Below are 15,459 nucleotides of genomic sequence, written 5' to 3'. Positions count from 1 at the left end.
CGCACTTACTCGTTTGAAGTGATTATTTCCCTTTTGCCCGCTTCGGTCCCGCGCCGGGCCGATGCGTTGGCGTATCAAGATGTTCGTAACGCACGCCGGTGAACAAGAGTATTCTCGCCTCCACCGGTTCCTTCTGGGCGCGCGGCGGCAGACGCAAACGCCAATCCGAAAGAGATATGATCTTTGCCATTCTCGTCTCCATTAACGTCTCGAGACGGATGAACCTGCGACTGGATTTCACCCTGCCCGCTGCTGAAGCGGGCTAGCGCTACCCTCCCATCCAGCCTCTCTGCTAGGGCTTCGATGGAGGCATCTACGCCTTCTCACGGCATTTCCCTTACACCGTGGCATGAGCACCGATTTTTGGCTCCCATGCTGTCTTACACTCGATCACATTCTGCCAATGGCTGCTGTCAATCGGAATTCATACATATCGCAGTTAACAGAATGCTAATTCTCGTCGCGTGTCATTTCCGGTATCGTTCGTCATGCCCTATTAACGCTCCGGCGACAGTTTTGGTTTCATCACCAGCGGAAAAATTCCAACAGCCAACTTCCCAATAAAGTTTAATAATATTACATACTTAACTGTGACGCTGCGCTTCCACGCAATAGAACGAGAGGCATCGCGTTGCAGAAAAGCGTCACACAAATATTATTTGCGCTCACGAAAAATTAACGTAATGTAAGAATTGAAATTCGAGGGCAATCAATGTTTGCGACGGGCAGTTCCGTCTTTTCACCGGAGGATGTCACGGTCCTGCGTAATGCGCTGGACGGGTGGTGCCTGGAAAAGCGGATCGATATTAAAAGTACGGAAGCCCAGTTCGCGGCCACGGCGGCAATCGGCCTTTTTCAATCCGGCTACAACACCTCGGAAAAGCTGCTCGCGGCCTTGCGCGAGCATAAGGGCATCTAAAGAATCCATCAGCATCAAGAGGCCGGATCTCCGCTTTTGCAGCGAGTGACATGCTTTTGACTATCTCGGCAACGGAAGCACTCATAGGTTGAATTTCGCTATGGGCGCCTATACTGAGAAAGGTTTTCCACAGGCCCGCTTGCGCCCAAACTGCCGTCCATGCGGACAAAATGCCGCTGCACTCCTCGCGCAAGCTTAACGCGCAATTTTTATTCGGATTTTAATAAAGTTTTCACGAACCATTAACCCTGCCGGCCTTAATCTTTCGCGAAAGCCAGATAAGGACGACCGTGTCCATACCCGTTTCGACAGTCATCGCCGAGAACGCCCTCTTTATCGAAAGAGTCGTCCGGTTCGACTGGAGTGAACTGAAGCGGAAGCCATGGTCGATCTTGGGGCTCCCTGCTTTTTTGTTCGGCGTATCAGTATGGGTGTTGGCGTGCGTGATCGGTTTCGAGACCTTGAAGAGCCTGCGACTGTCCGCAAGAAGGACGTGGTTCTGATGGCGACGATCACCAGCTTCGAGGGCATGGGCCATCCGTCCAAATCGGAGCTTCGACAGTTCGCGGAGCTTTTCACCCCCGTTTTCCAGGCATCCTCCGACGAAGCGAAGCGACAGGCAGTTGCCGCCCTTTCCCAATGCGAAACGGTGCCGCAGGCCGTTGCCCTGTTCATCGGCTGTCAGCCGATCGCGATCGCCGCTCCCTTCCTGACAAGCTCGCAAGCGATCGATGACGAAACGCTCATCACCATTGCCCGCACGCAAGGGGCCGCCCATGCGCGCGCGATCGTCCGCCGCTCGTCCCTGTCCCCGAAAGTCATAGACGCGCTCGTCGGTCTGCATCAGGCCGAGCCGGAACGTGGTATGACAGTGGCGGAGCGACCAGTTGATATGGTTTCATCGCAGGCCCAGACGTCGGAAACCGAACGGCAATCGCGTGAGGAAATCCTGCGCCAGCAGATCAAACAGGCTGCGCGCCATCTGACCCGCGACGACAGCGACCGGCTCGGTCTGCGCAGCCTCAGCGAGACGCAGGAGGCACTCCTCGTCCGCTTTGCGCGCGAGCGCGATGCGGTGCAGTTCGCAACGACGCTCGCCGATGCCCTTTCCTCCAGCTATTGGCTCGCCGAACGCATCCTGCTCGACACTTCGGGGCAACAACTCGCCGTCACGCTCGTCAGCCTCGGCATGGGCATTGCCGATGCCGTCTATTCGCTCGAGCGCTTCTATCCGCACCTGGCCGAACGGCACGGCAGCGTCAGCCGGGCATGGCTGGTGCTCGATGATATCGATGCGGAAGAAAGTCAGGCGCGCGTCGAGGCTTGGCGCCGCGCCGACAGCTACACCTACCTGCCACAGGAAAAACCTTCCCAGCGTCCTGCAACACCGCTGTTCGGGCCGAATTCGGCGTCCACACGCGCGTTTCGCGTGGCGAACCGTCGATAAGGACGGCTCAATCCAACGGATTGGCGCGGAAACCGGCCAAGGGGACGATATCGCCGATATCGTCCGTCTCAAGCTCGACGATCCACAAATCGGGATCGAACTTCAGCTCGCGATCAAGGGTTTCGCGGATTTCCTGCGGCTCCCTGCGGTCGACGCGGATTTCGAAAAGCCGCGTGCCGCTCTCCTCCTCATCGAAGAGGCTCTGCGGTGCCGGCGCGTAGAGGGTCTCTAATCCGTCGCGGAAACGCTGGCGGATGAAGATCGCGCCTGCCTGCTCCTCGCCCTTGCGTTCCACGGCAGCAAAATCGCCCCTGGCGAACAGGCGGCGGACAAGAGCGGAAACAAAGATGTCGCTGCGCAATCTCATAGGGGAGCTATAACGACGAGGGGCCGCCAAGGCAATCGAAGCCATCCGCTACCCGATTGTGCCAACTCGAGGGATAAGCGTTCGGACGACACGCTCAAAGCGCGCCGATATCCTGCAGCTTCTTAAGGACCGCCATGTTCGGCTCCCCGGTCTCCGGCAAGCGATAGTGCTTCTGGAAACGCCGGATAGCTGCCTTCGTCTGCTCTCCGGCAACACCGTCGATGCTGACGTTGCTGTAGGCGATGTTGCTCAGGCCCTTCTGTATCTGCATGACCATGTTGACCGTGTTAACCGCATCGCTGGGCGTCGCCTTGGCCGCGACGGCGCCGGTCTTAATGTTCTTCTCGGCATTCTGGATGGCGGCGGCGACCGGGTCGATCGCATCCGCCGTAGCGGAAATATTGACGGGGCGTGCGGCGGGAACAACAGCTGTCGTATTCATTTTGTAGCTTGCAGCCTGGGCGTTGGCGGCATTGCTGGCCTTAAGGGCGGCGAGAAGTTCCGGCGTCGGCGTGCCGGTCTGTGAGAGGCCCGACGCCTCCTGGAAGAAAAGGATGGCCGATGTCGTGCGCGATCCCGGCTTTCCATCGACGGCGCCGTCATAAAGGCCGTGTCGGATAAGTTCGCCCTGGATATCGGCAATGAGTTTCGACGGCGCGCTGGACGATTGTGCTGCGACCTGGCCGGTTGACGACGGCGGGGCGAGATCGGACGCCGAATCCTGCCGCTCGATCCGGAAGGTGGTGACATTGCCTGCGTCGGCCTGCTGTGCATGCAAAAAGGATTTGCGGCCGGGGATCTGATAGGGCGACGCCGGATCACGGGTCCGCAATATGGGCGATGGATGCGCGCCCGTCTGATACCAGAGCGCGTTGGCGGTGACGAAACCGAAAACCCCGAAGAAGAGCGCGACGCCGCCAGCAATGGCGGGATGACGGCCGACTGCACTGCCGATCAGAGCGGCGAGCGCACCCGCACCGCGAAGGCCAAGGCCGCCCAGCGCGGTGCTGCCGCGCAGGCTCAGGCTGCCAAGGGCAACCGCACCACGGGAAGCCAGGCCGGGCTGCTTGCGCCTGCCCTTCCCCCTTCCCTTAGGCGATTTTCGCTTTTGCGGGGCCATTCATCAGTTCCTTATTTCGCCCTTCATCTATCTCCACAATATGTTTCAGGCGCGGCGGAAAATCGACAGGGCGATTGACATCCACAGGCTGCTGCATCGTCACGGCACCAGAGCCGTCGAACGGAATGAGGATGGTAATGACTGTGCCCTCGCCCGGCGCGCTGGCGATCGAGAAGTTTCCGCCGTGCAGGCCGACGAGGCCCTTGACCAGCGACAGACCGAGGCCGGTGCCGGCGTAACGACGGGTGTAATCGTTCTGGATCTGCACGAAGGGCTGACCGAGCGAGGCAAGGCGCTCGCTGGCAATGCCGATGCCCGTGTCTCCGATCGACAATTTCAGCATGCCATCGGCCATCGCCGCGTCAATGGTGATCGCGCCGCCGGCATCGGTAAACTTGATGGCGTTGCCGATAAGGTTGATGAGGATCTGCTGGATCGCCCGCTGGTCAGCGATGATCTCGCCGAGACCGCGCTGGATACGGCTTGTCAGCGTCAACCCCTTCTCCTTCGCCTGCAGCCCCAGCATTGCTTCGCACGTCGCAATGGTGTCCTCGATCGCGAAGGATTCGAGCAGCAGTTCGTAGCGGCCGGCCTCGATCTTGCTCATGTCGAGCATGGTATTGACGACCGACAGAAGATGGGCGCCCGACTGGCGGATCAAGCCGACATATTCGCGCTGGCGGTCATTTTCCAGTTTGCCGAAATATTCGCCGCTCAGAATATCGGAGAAGCCCAGGATGGCGTTGAGCGGGGTGCGCAGTTCGTGGCTGACGGCAGCGAGGAAGCGTGACTTGGCGTCGTTGGCGGATTCCGCTTCGGCCGCCTTGCGCGCCGCATCATCGCGAAGCTGCTGGTCCTGCGAGATATCGCGCAATTGCCCGATGATCGCCGTCAGATGCCCTTCGGCGTCGCGGCGTGCACTCAATTCCATCCGCACATGGACGAACTGTTGATCGCCACCCACGACCGCGGAGCGCTCCAGCCGCAAATCGGCGCCATGGGCATCCCTGCCCTGGCGCAGCACATCGATTGCCTGCAGGAAGACGATTCTGTCCGAGACATGAATCTGCTCGACGAAACCACGCCCTGTGGGATCGCGCATCCAGCTCAGGAACTCTGCACGGTCCCGACCGCCGACCGTCGTCACATTGCCTTGGGAATCGAAGAGCAGGACGAGACCGAAGGCCGACTCCAGCATCAGGTCGCGGTGCTCGACGACAACGGCCTCGGCCGGACGAGATTCGGGCCGCTGGCGCGACAGCGCGATGCTGCCGACGGCCGAGAAGAGGAAGGCCGCGCAGACTGTGGCCACACCGGCAGGCAGCGCCACGGCCGGGCTGGTAATAAAGGAAAGGCCGGCCGGAACAGCAAACAGCGCGACGGAAGAGGCAAGCGCAAGCCGGCGCAGGATCGCCAGTTCCTGCCCACGAACTTCGCCATTCCCGCTCGTCCGGGAGAGCCAGCTTCGGCCTACCCGGTCCACGAGAGCTTCAGCCCCGACAGAAATGTCACTCAATACGCGCACGCTACAACCCGTCAAAACGGTCACTTATCGGACTGAACAATAGGCTCCGCCGGCTTAAGGAAAGAATAAAGAAGGAACGGGCCAGGCGGCCGAAAAGCCTTCAAAATCCCGTTTTGGCGCAGAACGAGCGACCTTTGCTTTTTGTGGTTAACAGCAGGTAAGCAACGGATTTTATTCATATTTCCGCTGCGCGTTAACTTTTGTGACGAGGCCGGCCTCCGCAAAGCCCTGCATATCAACGGCATCGGGCGAGACATGCTTAACATCAATTGCTACAATTTGAACCAAAGTGTTCTTCAAAGTCGGAAAGCTAAAATTTGAATCAAAATTGCAGAAAATGCTGCCGAGTTTTGAAAAGCGCTGTTGTCCTCTGCCGGGTAGGTTCGAACCAGATCGGGCGGGCAAGTCCGAATCGGCGATCGAGCCGATCGACAGAGAGGATGGGCTAGGCGATGTGGTTTCTGATTAGAGCAGGGTTCTGGTTTTCGCTGGTTCTCATGTTCCTGCCGATCTTTGCAAAGCCCGAGGGTGCTCCCCGGCCGGCAGGTGAAACGACGCTACAGGTTTCCGATGCGATTTCAGCCGCCTCCGGTGTCGTGCAATATGTCGGCGCCATGTGCAATGAGAAGCCGGATGTCTGCGCCAAGGGCGGCGAAACACTGACGGCGCTCGGCTATCAGGTTGGCGACGGCGCTCGCGTCGCCTACGACATGCTCGGCCGTCACTTCAAGGATCAGCAGTCTGCCGCCGAAGCCAATGTCGCGGCGCCTCGCGCTAACACCGATCAAGTCGCTGCCATGGCGCAGCCGCTGCCGGCCAAGCGCGTCACTGGTACAGAAACGGCTGACGTCGTCGTTACCGGCACGGTCAAGCTGCCGTCCTCTATTCCGCTGCCGATGCCGCGCCCACATATCTGACATTTCTTCCATTGGCCCCAACTTCAGCGCCGCCGATCCCTATGGTCGGTGGCGTTCTTTGTCGTGCTGGGTTCAAATCGGGCACCGTTTCGCCTATATCCAAGACAATGGACAATCTGGACTGCTGCAATGACACCGCTTGAGAAGATCATCGAAGACTTTTCCTTCCTGGACGAATGGGAGGACCGCTATCGCTTTGTGATCGAGCTCGGCAAGGCTTTGCCTGATCTGCCGGAGGAAAAGCGGACGCTTGAAAACAAGGTCCAGGGTTGCGCGAGCCAGGTCTGGCTCGTCACGCATGCGTCTGGCGATCCGGACAATCCGATATTGACCTTTGAAGGCGATTCAGACGCGCATATCGTACGGGGATTGGTGGCGATCGTGCTTGCAACCTATTCCGGAAAGCCGGCTTCGGAAATCGCCGCTCTCGACGCACTCGACGTCTTCGGCAAGATCGGCTTGGTGGAGCATCTCTCCTCGCAGCGCGCCAATGGATTGCGCTCGATGATCAAGCGTATTCGCGAAGAGGCTCGGGTCAGGACCGCGGCGTAGGTTGGATTTCCAGCAATCATTGCGGATAACCCGGCCCGAAAGCCGGATTATCTTCAGTCTGTCATGAAGACCTTAGCGGGCGCCGCGCTTACGGCGCTGGCCGAGGCCCATTTCCTTTGCAAGGCGTGAACGGGCTTCCGCATAAGCCGGTGCTACCATCGGGTAATCGGCAGCGAGATCCCACTTTTCACGATATTCTTCCGGCGAGAGGCCGTGATGAGTCATGAGATGGCGCTTCAGGGACTTGAAGCTGCCGCCACATTCGAGGCAGGTAATCTGGTCGTCCTGTACGGATTTACGAACGGATACGGCCGGCTTCTGCTTTTCGACCACGGTTACGGCAGGTGCCGGAGCCGAGGTGCTGCTCAAGGCGGAATGTACGTCGGAAATCAAATTCGGAAGGTCGCTGACCGGTACGACATGGTTACTGACATAGGCCGCAACAATGTCGGCAGTCAGTTCAACCAGTAACTCCTGCCCGTTGCCGAGGGCCGCATCTGTCATTGTGTTCTCCTGTTCATCGGCTTGCCTGCTGCGTCCACGCCTACGAAGAGCACGCAGGACGCAACGTTGCTAAAATGATTTTGCGCCTGGCTAAAGAAATCTGTTGATTTCGCTATCTCCCAGCGCCGAGCAATCCGCGCGAACGCACTGCCCGTATTCGTAGCAGTCGACAGCAAGAAAACGGTGGATAAAGCCAAATTTCCCGCAGCATGAAATCCACCCCTAGACCTCATGCGAGAGAAAACCGCCCCTTGCCGCCTGATATCAAAATTAGTGACCCGCGATAGTGATCTTTAATCGCTTACCGGAAGAAAGTTTTGCTCAGCGTTTCATCAAAGAAAGATAAAAGCATCGAGAGCTTAAACCCGGTCGAGACTAACTTAACATCAGAACTCTACTTGAATCTGAATTAGCACTCTTTACCCAAATGTCCAGTTTTTAATCCCTACATTTCTTTGCAAAAAATTCATCTATTAAAAAGCAGGTAACTAATAACGCGAAAAGTTATTCCTAATAGAACAATTTCCGCGTTTGTTAGCCCTTTTTTCTATACCCTCGTACTGCGATTTGCTCTCTTGCGAGGAGTTCATCCCTTACCGAAGGCGGCGTTAGCCGATGGCCTGCCTTGTGTGCCGCACGCGCGAGAAGATGCGCCGCAATGGGCGCCGTCAAGATGAAAAAAACAAACCCGGCCAATGCCCGCGCCAGAATAGACATGTCCTGCGAGTGGACGCCGACGGCAAGTAACAACAGGCCGGAGCCGACGGTGCCCGCCTTCGACGCGGCATGCATGCGACTGTAGAGATCGGGTAGGCGCACGATGCCAATCGCCGCGATAAGCGAGAACAACGCACCCGAAAGTAGAAGCGCCGTTACTATGACGGCCCAAAGCATATCCACTATCGGCCCCCCTTCTTTCGCTTGCGCCTTCGTATCTTCCTGCCCTCGGCAGCGACGTCCGCACTCTGCACGGCGCCGACCCGTTCGGCCGCATTCGATTGTGCCTGCGTCAGGATAAACCGCGCGAAGGCGACGGTGGCGAGAAAGCCGACAAGACCGAGCGAAATGGCGATATCGATATACAGCGTGAACCCGGTCTTGATGGCAATGACAGCGATGAAGCCGATGGCGATCGCGACCAGCATGTCGAGTGCCAGGACCCTGTCCGGCAATGTCGGGCCGGCAACGACACGATAGACGGTCAGCAGGAACGCCACGCTCAGAATGCCGAGCGCCACCATGGCACCGGCCGAAACAACGGATGCGGCGATCATCGGAAAGCCTCCATGATCCGGCGTTCGAAACCATCCGCGATACTGCGCCGGATGGCCTCCGGATCGGAGCAATCGAGCGCGTGCACGTAGAGTATCTTACGGTCGTCGGAAACATCGACGGATAGGGTGCCGGGCGTCAGCGTGATCAGATTGGCAAGTAGAGTGATTTCGAAATCGCGGTCGACCGTCAGCGGAAATGCAAAGACCCCAGGCTTCACGTCCATCTTCGGGCTCATGACCGCCACAGCGACCGCCCAGGCCGATTTGGCAAGCTCACCCAGAAACAGCAGCAACAGCGAAATTATCTTGCGCACCCGGCCCAGATAGAGTCCGCCTCCATAGGACGCCCGGACGATCGACAGGGCAACTGCCGCAAGGGCGAAGCCGAACAGCAGGTTGAGGAAAGAGGCGCTGCCTGTGATGGCCACCCAAACAATGGCAAGCAGCAGGTTGAAGATAAACAGGATCATTGAGCGCCTCCCACCGCCGGAAAGACGGATTGAAGATAGGCCGTCGGCTGCTCGAGGCCGAGAGCGGCCGCATGCGTCAAGCGCAGGAGCCATTCCGGAAACAAGCCGAAGCCCACGACAAGCAGGGTCAAACCAAGAAGCGGCAGCGCGGCATGCCATTTCATCCGCTCCGCCGTGGCGCTGGCTGCGGCGGAACGCCAATAGGCAAGAAGAAACACCCGCCCGAAAACGATGGTCGTCAGGAATCCAACCAGAAGGATTGCCGCGGCGAGCCACCAGGCCCCTGCCGCAAACGCCGCCTTGACGAGTACGACCTTAGGCCAGAAGCCTGAAAATGGCGGCAGGCCGCTAATGGCGAAGAACAGGACCAGCGAGAGGCCGGCAAACCAACCGTTTTGGCGATAGAGGCCGCCAAGAACTGTCAGTGAAAAGCCTCCGCCGAGATGCGCCGCCTGCCCGGCAATCAGGTAAAGCGCCGTCATCAACACCATCGAATGCAAGGCGTAGAAGATCGTTCCGCTGAGACCGTCGACACTGCCAAGAGCCACGCCCGCCAGCATCGTGCCGATGCCGGCTATGACGATGTAGCCCAGCATTCGGCGGATATCATTTGCACCCAGCGCACCCATCACCCCGACAAGCATGGTCACGATGGCGATGATCGTAACAAGCGGGCCGAGCCCTGCCCGCTCGACAGGCAACAGCATGACCAGAATCCGGATCAGCGCATAGATGCCCACCTTGGTCAGCAAGCCGGCAAACAAAGCCGAAACGGTGATGCGCGGGGTGTGGTAGGAGGCCGGAAGCCAGAAATTGACCGGGAAGGCGGCGGCCTTCATGCCGAAAGCCAGCAGGAACAGGCCGGCGAGCGTCATCAGCGGCGCGTTACTGTCACCCGCCCGCACCTTCACCGCGATATCGGCCATGTTGAGCGTGCCGAAAACAGCGTAGAGATAACCCACGGAAACGAGGAAGAGCGTGGTCGCGATGAGGTTCAATACGGCATATTTCAGTGCGCCGTCGATCTGCTCCGGCTCCGAGCCGAGGATCAGCAGGCCGAAGGAAGAGATCAGGAGCACCTCGAACCATACGTAGAGATTGAAGACGTCGCCTGTCAGAAAGGCGCCGCTGACGCCGGCCAGCAGCAGCATCAGGAATGGAAAGAAGCCATATCGCCGGCTGCTCCCGGTGATTTCGCCAAGCGAATAGAAACTTGCCGCGAGCGCGACGACCGCCGCCGTCAAGGCCATGAGCGCGCCGAAAATATCGACGGTGAAGGCAATGCCGAAGGGCGGCAGCCATCGCCCCATGACCATGGTCACGGCGCCGTCGCTGACAACCCTATAGAGCAAGGCGGCATCGATCAGAACCAGCAGCACAAGGCCGGGAATGGCGACCGCCGCCTGCCATTCGGTGCGATTGCGCAGCATCAGAAGGATCGCACCGAGCCCGATGCACAAGACGATCGGCGAAATGACTAGCCAATGTCCCATCGGTATCGGCGCGGCAACCAGCGCTTGGGAGAGATCAACTGCGGTATCCGTGGGTCCGGCCATGGCGTCAGTACCCCAAGGGCGGCAGCGGCCGCTTCTCCGGTTCGGCGAGCCGCATTTCGTCCGTGTCGTCGGTTTTCAAGGCCTGATAGGCCCGATAGGTCAGGACAAGCAGAAAGGCCAGGAACGAGAAGGAAATGACGATCGCCGTCAGGATCAAGGCCTGCGGCAGCGGATTGGCGGCTGCAAGATCGAGCGTGGTTGCCCCTCTTTGGATGATGGGCGGGACTTCGGGCGTGACGCGGCCTGCCGTGAACAGCAGAAGGTTGACGGCATTGCCGAGGATCGCGATGCCGAGCATGATGCGGATGGAGTACCGCGACAGCATGAGATAGATGGCAGCGGTGAAGAAGATGCCGACGACGACGGCGAAGACGGCCTCCATCAATCCACCTCCCGCTCTTCGAGCGCGAGCGCGATCGAGGTGATGGCGCCGACGACGACCAGATAGACACCTGTGTCGAAGAGCATGACGGTGGAAAGCGGCACTTCGACACCGAAGAGATGCGGATAGATCCACAGCCCCGTCATGAACGGCACGCCAGCCAACAAGGACAGGATGCCTGCGATGGTGGCCGCAAGCAGCCCAAAGCCGGCAATCGACAGCGGATGGAAGACAATCGCGCGCCGGACCGCGGTCACACCACAGGCGATGCCATAGATCGCGAGCGCCGAAGCCGCGATCAGGCCGCCGATAAAGCCGCCACCGGGCTCGTTATGGCCGCGCAGCAGCACGAAGACGGAGAAGAGCAACATCAGGGCCGTCAAAAACGGCGCGGCGGTGCGGAAGATCAGCGTATTCATTAGCGCTTGGCCTCCATCCCTTCCTCGAAGCCGAGCTTCTCCTCAAGATCAGGGTCATTCGTCGCCAGTTTGCGTTCGCCGCCCGCCCGGATACGGATCAGCGCCAGGATCGCAAGACCGGTTATGGCGACGACGGCGATTTCGCCGAGCGTATCCGTGCCGCGGAAGTCGACGATGATGACGTTCACCACATTGTCGCCATGCGCGATCAGCTTCGAATATTGATTGAAGAAGGCGGTCAGCGTCAGATCGAACGGCGCCTGGGTCACCTTCAGCAGCAGGAGTGCAAAGCCGCTGCCGCAGGCAGTGGCAAGCACGGCATGGGCGATCCTGGCGAGCGGTGGCCGGCGATCGGAAGGCGAAAGCCGCAGGCGCGTCATGACAAGCGCCAGAATCACCACCGCAAGCGTCTCGACCATGAACTGCGTGAAGGAAAGATCCGGCGCGCCGAACAGCAGGAAAATGACGGCGACGGCAAAGCCCTGGATGCCGAGCGAAACGATCGCCGTCAGCCGGTCGCGCGCAAAGACCACCGCCGTAACGCCGATGACCGCGATCAGGAAGATCGTCGCCTCATGCCATTGCAGATTCGGCCAGGCTGGCATGGCGGGCAGTTCGCCATGGATCATAGGAGGAATCAGCAGCATTGCCGCCAGGCAGAGGAAGGTGACGGTGACATAGATTTCCAGCCGGCCGGGCTGCAGGAGACGGGAGACGCCATGCGACAGCCGCACCAGGCCGAAAATGAAGCCGTCAAAGCCGCGATCCGGTCCCGGCCCGAATGCGCGCAGGACAACGGACATCAGGAAGCGGGCGCGATCGAGCTGCCAATATACAAGGATACCGATCAGCACGGTGACCAGCGAAAGTGCAAGGGGCAAGCCGATATGCGGGCTCAAAGAGACAGAGATTTCCAGTGCCTTACCGCCAACGGCGCTCGCCATTGGCGAAGAGACATACGCGTGCCAAGGGGCCGAAAACAAAGCCGACAGGAGGCCGAGAAGAGCGAGCACCGCCGGCCCCAGCCAGAGCAATGGTGGCGCCTCATGCGGCCGGTGAGGCGTTTCGGTTCGCGGCCCTATGAAGGGCTTCAACGCCACGGCAAAGGCGATGGCAAACATCAGCGCATTGCCGGCCACGGCGATGATGGCGAGGATGATCGCAGCCGGCGATGACTGCGCCAGCGCGGCATAGATTTCTTCCTTAGCAAGGAAGCCGAAAGCCGGCGGCAGACCACCCATCGACACCGCCGCAGCAAGCGCGGTTGCAAAGGTCAGCGGCATGGCCGAACGCAGGCCGCCAAGCCGGGTGATATCGCGCGTCCCGGTTTCATGATCGACGATGCCGGCGACCATGAACAGGGCGCCCTTGAACAGCGAATGCGCGACGAGATAGAGGACGGCGGCCTCGACGGCATAATCCGTGCCGAAACCGGTGAGCATCACGAGCAGGCCGAGCGAGGAGACTGTCGTATAGGCAAGCTTCAGCTTCAGATCGGTCTGGCGAATGGCAAGTAGAGTTCCGACGAGCAGTGTCGCCGCGCCGAAGGCCGGCAGGATCGTCTGCCAGGCCATTGTCCCGCCCATGACCGGATTGAGCCGCATGAGAAGGTAGACGCCTGCCTTTACCATGGTTGCGGAGTGCAGATAGGCCGAGACCGGGGTCGGCGCTTCCATGGCATTCGGCAGCCAGAAGTGAAATGGGAACTGCGCCGATTTGGTAAAGGCGCCGCCGAGCACAAGAATGAGGGCTGCAAGATAGAACGGGCTTGCGCGCATGATATCGCCGGCCTTCAGGAGATTGGACATTGCGCCGATACCGGTCGCCTGCCAGATCAGCAGCAGGCCAGCCAGCAGCAGAAGCCCGCCGCCGCCAGTGACGACGAGCGCCTGCAGCGCCGCCCGCCGTGACGCTTCCCGATGATGATCGAAGCCGATCAACAGGAAGGAGGTGATCGAGGTCAGCTCCCAGAAGACGAAGAGCGTCAGGAAACTGTCCGAAACCACGAGCCCGAGCATCGAGCCCATGAAAAGAAAGATGAACGAGAAGAATCGGCCGAGATCGACATGCCCCTTCAGATAGCCGCCGGCATAGAGGACGATCAGCGTGCCGATGCCGGTGATGAGCAGAGCGAAAGTGAGCGACAGGCCGTCAATCAGCCAGGAAAACCTAAGATCAAGGCTCGGCACCCAATCGAAACCGCCAAGCTGGACGCGACCGGCGGCGACAGTGGGAAGGAGGCTCGCAAAATGAAGGAAGGCGAAGCCGGGAAGCAGCGCCAGGAGCCACGCTGCATTGTGGCCCAAACGCCGAACGACAACCGGCGCGATCAGCGCACCGAGAAAGGGCAGGCATAGAGCCAGGAATGTCAGGCCCGCGGCGGCGGCGGCCATGTTCCCCCCAAACTGAACGTTTATGCAGAATCCGGCAAAGCCGTAGCGGTCTTGAAGGGATAGGCGAAAGGGCACATGGCCTCAAGCCCTGCCGAGGGAAAACCGGACTTAAACCACTGAAATCGATTTTTGCTGCCAGCGGCCTTAGCGGTTGCGGGACATAACGGATCGTCCGGAAGCCCACGATGCCGGTTTGGACATCGCACCATTGCCGAATTCCCGTCATTACTGCATGGCTCGCAATGAAGTTGTAATGAATTTGCGCTAATTTATCGGTATTTTCTGAACCGCTATGGAAATTGCGCTCAAAAAAGCGCTACTCTTGACCGGTTTGCAGACCCTGCCTCCCGGAAACCGCAATGCTCACCCGCGTCATTAGCCTCCTGCTCCTTTCGACCATCCCGGTCTCTGCCGCGGACTGGTGGTCCTATGACAATGCAGGTCTTGGCTATGCGATCGAGCTGCCGTCGGAATTCCGTCTTACCGCCCCTTCCGAGGATACCGACCGGCTTTCGCTATCGCCGGCAGATCGCTCGGCTTCGCTGCAGGTCTTCGGCACGATGATCGCCAATGGCGATTTCATTTCAGAGGCGAATGGGCGCGTGGCGCTCGCCAGGGACCAGGGCTGGAAAATTTCCTATTCGAAATCGAACTCGCGCGGCATCAGCTTTTCCGGCACGAGGCAGGGGCGCATCGTTTATGTGCGTGGGGTCGCGCTCTGCAACGGAGGCGCCGCCTTCTTCCAGATGGATTATTCAAAGGCTGATATGCAGCGCTACGACGCCGTCGTCATGCGCCTGGTGCGCAGCCTGCGTTCGACGAAGAAATGCGCGCCCACAGCCGAGATCGTCAAAAATTTTCCGGCGACAGGCTGAAACAGGTCAGCACCGCAGAATAGTGTACGGCGGCCGCGGTAACGACGAAGCCATGCCAGATGGCGTTCTGAAAACGCAGCCTTTCCCAGACGTGAAAGACCACGCCGAGCGAATAGATCACGCCGCCGATGACGATGAGCAGCATCGAGGCAAACGGGATATGCATGGAAACGGGCTTGGCGACGAGGATGCCACTCCAGCCCATCGCAAGGTAGAGCAGGATCGCCAGCCGATCGAAGCGTCCCGGAAAAAGGACCTTCAGGATGATGCCGAAGGCCGCAAAGACCCAGACGGCGATCAGCACGCCCAAAAGCAGCGGATCTTCGGCCCCCCGCTCCAGAAAAGGCGTATAGGTGGCGGCGATGAGGACATAGATGAAGGAATGATCGAAGCGGCGGAGAAACCATTTCGTCCTAGACACGGGCCATAAATTGTAGGTGAAGGACATCCCGAGCGTCAGCACCAGACCGACGCCGTAGATCCAGGCGGCGGCGATACCGCCATAGGAGCTCCAAACCGTCGCATAGAAGATCAATACGGTGGCGCCGATCAGCGCGAAGACCACGCCGACGCCATTGACGATGCCGTCCGCGATAATCTCATATCGGTCATAGGCCCAACGGATGCCTCTGTACTCGGTCATTTCATCCGGTTCCGTTTCCGTAGCGCATCGATCCTTGCACCGGAGCGAAGAGGACGCAACTGCGCCAAACGCGCGCATCGATCAATCTTCGTGAAT

18 protein-coding genes are annotated in these 15,459 nt (G+C 59.4%); 5 read left to right on the top strand and 13 right to left on the bottom strand.

Annotated elements, in window-relative coordinates:
- Nucleotides 1-22 precede the first annotated feature (22 nt).
- Nucleotides 23-190 (bottom strand): hypothetical protein, encoded by a 168-nt coding sequence (locus FHT85_RS10540; protein WP_015339217.1) that lies wholly within the window; start codon nt 188-190, stop codon nt 23-25.
- Nucleotides 191-712: 522 nt separating this feature from the next.
- Here FHT85_RS10540 and FHT85_RS10535 point away from each other — a divergent pair.
- Nucleotides 713-919 carry a hypothetical protein gene (locus FHT85_RS10535; RefSeq protein WP_015339216.1) on the top strand — a complete coding sequence of 69 codons (207 nt, stop codon included), beginning with the start codon at nt 713-715 and terminating at the stop codon, nt 917-919.
- A gap of 439 nt (nt 920-1,358) precedes the next feature.
- Nucleotides 1,359-2,366: a DUF2336 domain-containing protein gene (locus FHT85_RS10530; protein WP_312861335.1), complete on the top strand. Its 1,008-nt coding sequence runs from the start codon at nt 1,359-1,361 to the stop codon at nt 2,364-2,366.
- 7 nt (nt 2,367-2,373) lie between these two features.
- Here the strand turns inward: FHT85_RS10530 and FHT85_RS10525 are convergent, their stop codons facing one another.
- From FHT85_RS10525 to FHT85_RS10515, 3 genes are all read right to left on the bottom strand, one after another.
- Nucleotides 2,374-2,733 carry a DUF1491 family protein gene (locus FHT85_RS10525; protein WP_112335631.1) on the bottom strand — a complete coding sequence of 120 codons (360 nt, stop codon included), beginning with the start codon at nt 2,731-2,733 and terminating at the stop codon, nt 2,374-2,376.
- Between the two features lie 94 nt (nt 2,734-2,827).
- The gene (locus tag FHT85_RS10520; protein WP_112412343.1) at nt 2,828-3,853 is read right to left on the bottom strand and encodes a peptidoglycan-binding protein; all 1,026 of its coding nucleotides are present in this window, start codon (nt 3,851-3,853) and stop codon (nt 2,828-2,830) included.
- Nucleotides 3,825-5,378: a sensor histidine kinase gene (locus FHT85_RS10515; protein ID WP_112412344.1), complete on the bottom strand. Its 1,554-nt coding sequence runs from the start codon at nt 5,376-5,378 to the stop codon at nt 3,825-3,827. Before FHT85_RS10515 ends, FHT85_RS10520 begins: the two co-directional genes overlap by 29 nt.
- Before the next feature lie 452 nt (nt 5,379-5,830).
- Here FHT85_RS10515 and FHT85_RS10510 point away from each other — a divergent pair, with 452 nt between their 5' ends.
- Nucleotides 5,831-6,295: a DUF5330 domain-containing protein gene (locus FHT85_RS10510; RefSeq protein ID WP_112412345.1), complete on the top strand. Its 465-nt coding sequence runs from the start codon at nt 5,831-5,833 to the stop codon at nt 6,293-6,295.
- Nucleotides 6,296-6,424: 129 nt separating this feature from the next.
- Nucleotides 6,425-6,847 (top strand): SufE family protein, encoded by a 423-nt coding sequence (locus tag FHT85_RS10505; RefSeq protein ID WP_112335627.1) that lies wholly within the window; start codon nt 6,425-6,427, stop codon nt 6,845-6,847.
- A gap of 72 nt (nt 6,848-6,919) precedes the next feature.
- Here the strand turns inward: FHT85_RS10505 and FHT85_RS10500 are convergent, their stop codons facing one another.
- The 8 genes from FHT85_RS10500 to FHT85_RS10465 all read right to left on the bottom strand — a co-directional run bounded on the left by FHT85_RS10500 (nt 6,920) and on the right by FHT85_RS10465 (nt 13,845).
- Nucleotides 6,920-7,351: a MucR family transcriptional regulator gene (locus FHT85_RS10500; RefSeq protein WP_015339209.1), complete on the bottom strand. Its 432-nt coding sequence runs from the start codon at nt 7,349-7,351 to the stop codon at nt 6,920-6,922.
- Nucleotides 7,352-7,885: 534 nt separating this feature from the next.
- Nucleotides 7,886-8,245, bottom strand: coding sequence for a monovalent cation/H(+) antiporter subunit G (gene mnhG / locus FHT85_RS10495; RefSeq protein WP_210293637.1), 360 nt, complete (start codon nt 8,243-8,245; stop codon nt 7,886-7,888).
- A 5-nt stretch (nt 8,246-8,250) separates the two neighbouring features.
- Entirely contained in the window at nt 8,251-8,625 is a 375-nt protein-coding gene (locus FHT85_RS10490) for a cation:proton antiporter (RefSeq protein ID WP_112335625.1), read from the bottom strand.
- A complete protein-coding gene (locus FHT85_RS10485) occupies nt 8,622-9,095 on the bottom strand; it encodes a Na+/H+ antiporter subunit E (RefSeq protein ID WP_112412346.1) in 474 nt (157 codons plus the stop codon). The genes FHT85_RS10490 and FHT85_RS10485 overlap by 4 nt, the downstream gene beginning before the upstream one ends.
- Nucleotides 9,092-10,651, bottom strand: coding sequence for a Na+/H+ antiporter subunit D (locus FHT85_RS10480; protein ID WP_112412347.1), 1,560 nt, complete (start codon nt 10,649-10,651; stop codon nt 9,092-9,094). Before FHT85_RS10480 ends, FHT85_RS10485 begins: the two co-directional genes overlap by 4 nt.
- A gap of 4 nt (nt 10,652-10,655) precedes the next feature.
- The gene (locus tag FHT85_RS10475) at nt 10,656-11,033 is read right to left on the bottom strand and encodes a Na+/H+ antiporter subunit C (protein WP_112412348.1); all 378 of its coding nucleotides are present in this window, start codon (nt 11,031-11,033) and stop codon (nt 10,656-10,658) included.
- Nucleotides 11,033-11,452, bottom strand: a complete 420-nt coding sequence (locus FHT85_RS10470) for a Na+/H+ antiporter subunit B (RefSeq protein ID WP_112335621.1) — start codon at nt 11,450-11,452, stop codon at nt 11,033-11,035. The genes FHT85_RS10475 and FHT85_RS10470 overlap by 1 nt, the downstream gene beginning before the upstream one ends.
- A complete protein-coding gene (locus tag FHT85_RS10465; RefSeq protein ID WP_112412349.1) occupies nt 11,452-13,845 on the bottom strand; it encodes a putative monovalent cation/H+ antiporter subunit A in 2,394 nt (797 codons plus the stop codon). The genes FHT85_RS10470 and FHT85_RS10465 overlap by 1 nt, the downstream gene beginning before the upstream one ends.
- 359 nt (nt 13,846-14,204) lie before the next feature.
- On the opposite strand from FHT85_RS10465, the gene FHT85_RS10460 reads away from it, so the two are divergent.
- Nucleotides 14,205-14,720, top strand: coding sequence for a hypothetical protein (locus tag FHT85_RS10460; protein WP_112335619.1), 516 nt, complete (start codon nt 14,205-14,207; stop codon nt 14,718-14,720).
- Here FHT85_RS10460 and trhA read toward each other — a convergent pair.
- Complete coding sequence (trhA, locus tag FHT85_RS10455) at nt 14,695-15,363, bottom strand: PAQR family membrane homeostasis protein TrhA (protein WP_112335618.1); 669 nt, start codon at nt 15,361-15,363, stop codon at nt 14,695-14,697. The two genes, FHT85_RS10460 and trhA, sit on opposite strands and share 26 nt — an antisense overlap.
- Nucleotides 15,364-15,459: the final 96 nt, after the last annotated feature.

It is taken from the genome of Rhizobium sp. BK312 (assembly GCF_014193605.1).
In the GTDB taxonomy this organism is placed as follows: Bacteria; Pseudomonadota; Alphaproteobacteria; order Rhizobiales; family Rhizobiaceae; genus Rhizobium.
The sequence above is the reverse complement of the archived record's forward strand: the minus strand, read 5'-3'. Positions and strand labels throughout refer to the sequence as shown.

What these genes read in the sequence shown, in the direction of transcription:
- FHT85_RS10470 (WP_112335621.1), bottom strand. Translation starts at nt 11,452, where the DNA reads ATGAATACGCTGATCTTCCGCACCGCCGCGCCGTTTTTGACGGCCCTG.
- FHT85_RS10500 (WP_015339209.1), bottom strand. Translation starts at nt 7,351, where the DNA reads ATGACAGATGCGGCCCTCGGCAACGGGCAGGAGTTACTGGTTGAACTG.
- FHT85_RS10485 (WP_112412346.1), bottom strand. Translation starts at nt 9,095, where the DNA reads ATGATCCTGTTTATCTTCAACCTGCTGCTTGCCATTGTTTGGGTGGCC.
- FHT85_RS10535 (WP_015339216.1), top strand. Translation starts at nt 713, where the DNA reads ATGTTTGCGACGGGCAGTTCCGTCTTTTCACCGGAGGATGTCACGGTC.
- FHT85_RS10475 (WP_112412348.1), bottom strand. Translation starts at nt 11,033, where the DNA reads ATGGAGGCCGTCTTCGCCGTCGTCGTCGGCATCTTCTTCACCGCTGCC.
- mnhG (WP_210293637.1), bottom strand. Translation starts at nt 8,245, where the DNA reads ATGCTTTGGGCCGTCATAGTAACGGCGCTTCTACTTTCGGGTGCGTTG.
- FHT85_RS10490 (WP_112335625.1), bottom strand. Translation starts at nt 8,625, where the DNA reads ATGATCGCCGCATCCGTTGTTTCGGCCGGTGCCATGGTGGCGCTCGGC.
- trhA (WP_112335618.1), bottom strand. Translation starts at nt 15,363, where the DNA reads ATGACCGAGTACAGAGGCATCCGTTGGGCCTATGACCGATATGAGATT.
- FHT85_RS10520 (WP_112412343.1), bottom strand. Translation starts at nt 3,853, where the DNA reads ATGGCCCCGCAAAAGCGAAAATCGCCTAAGGGAAGGGGGAAGGGCAGG.
- FHT85_RS10460 (WP_112335619.1), top strand. Translation starts at nt 14,205, where the DNA reads ATGCTCACCCGCGTCATTAGCCTCCTGCTCCTTTCGACCATCCCGGTC.
- FHT85_RS10480 (WP_112412347.1), bottom strand. Translation starts at nt 10,651, where the DNA reads ATGGCCGGACCCACGGATACCGCAGTTGATCTCTCCCAAGCGCTGGTT.
- FHT85_RS10505 (WP_112335627.1), top strand. Translation starts at nt 6,425, where the DNA reads ATGACACCGCTTGAGAAGATCATCGAAGACTTTTCCTTCCTGGACGAA.
- FHT85_RS10465 (WP_112412349.1), bottom strand. Translation starts at nt 13,845, where the DNA reads ATGGCCGCCGCCGCCGCGGGCCTGACATTCCTGGCTCTATGCCTGCCC.
- FHT85_RS10510 (WP_112412345.1), top strand. Translation starts at nt 5,831, where the DNA reads ATGTGGTTTCTGATTAGAGCAGGGTTCTGGTTTTCGCTGGTTCTCATG.
- FHT85_RS10540 (WP_015339217.1), bottom strand. Translation starts at nt 190, where the DNA reads ATGGCAAAGATCATATCTCTTTCGGATTGGCGTTTGCGTCTGCCGCCG.
- FHT85_RS10525 (WP_112335631.1), bottom strand. Translation starts at nt 2,733, where the DNA reads ATGAGATTGCGCAGCGACATCTTTGTTTCCGCTCTTGTCCGCCGCCTG.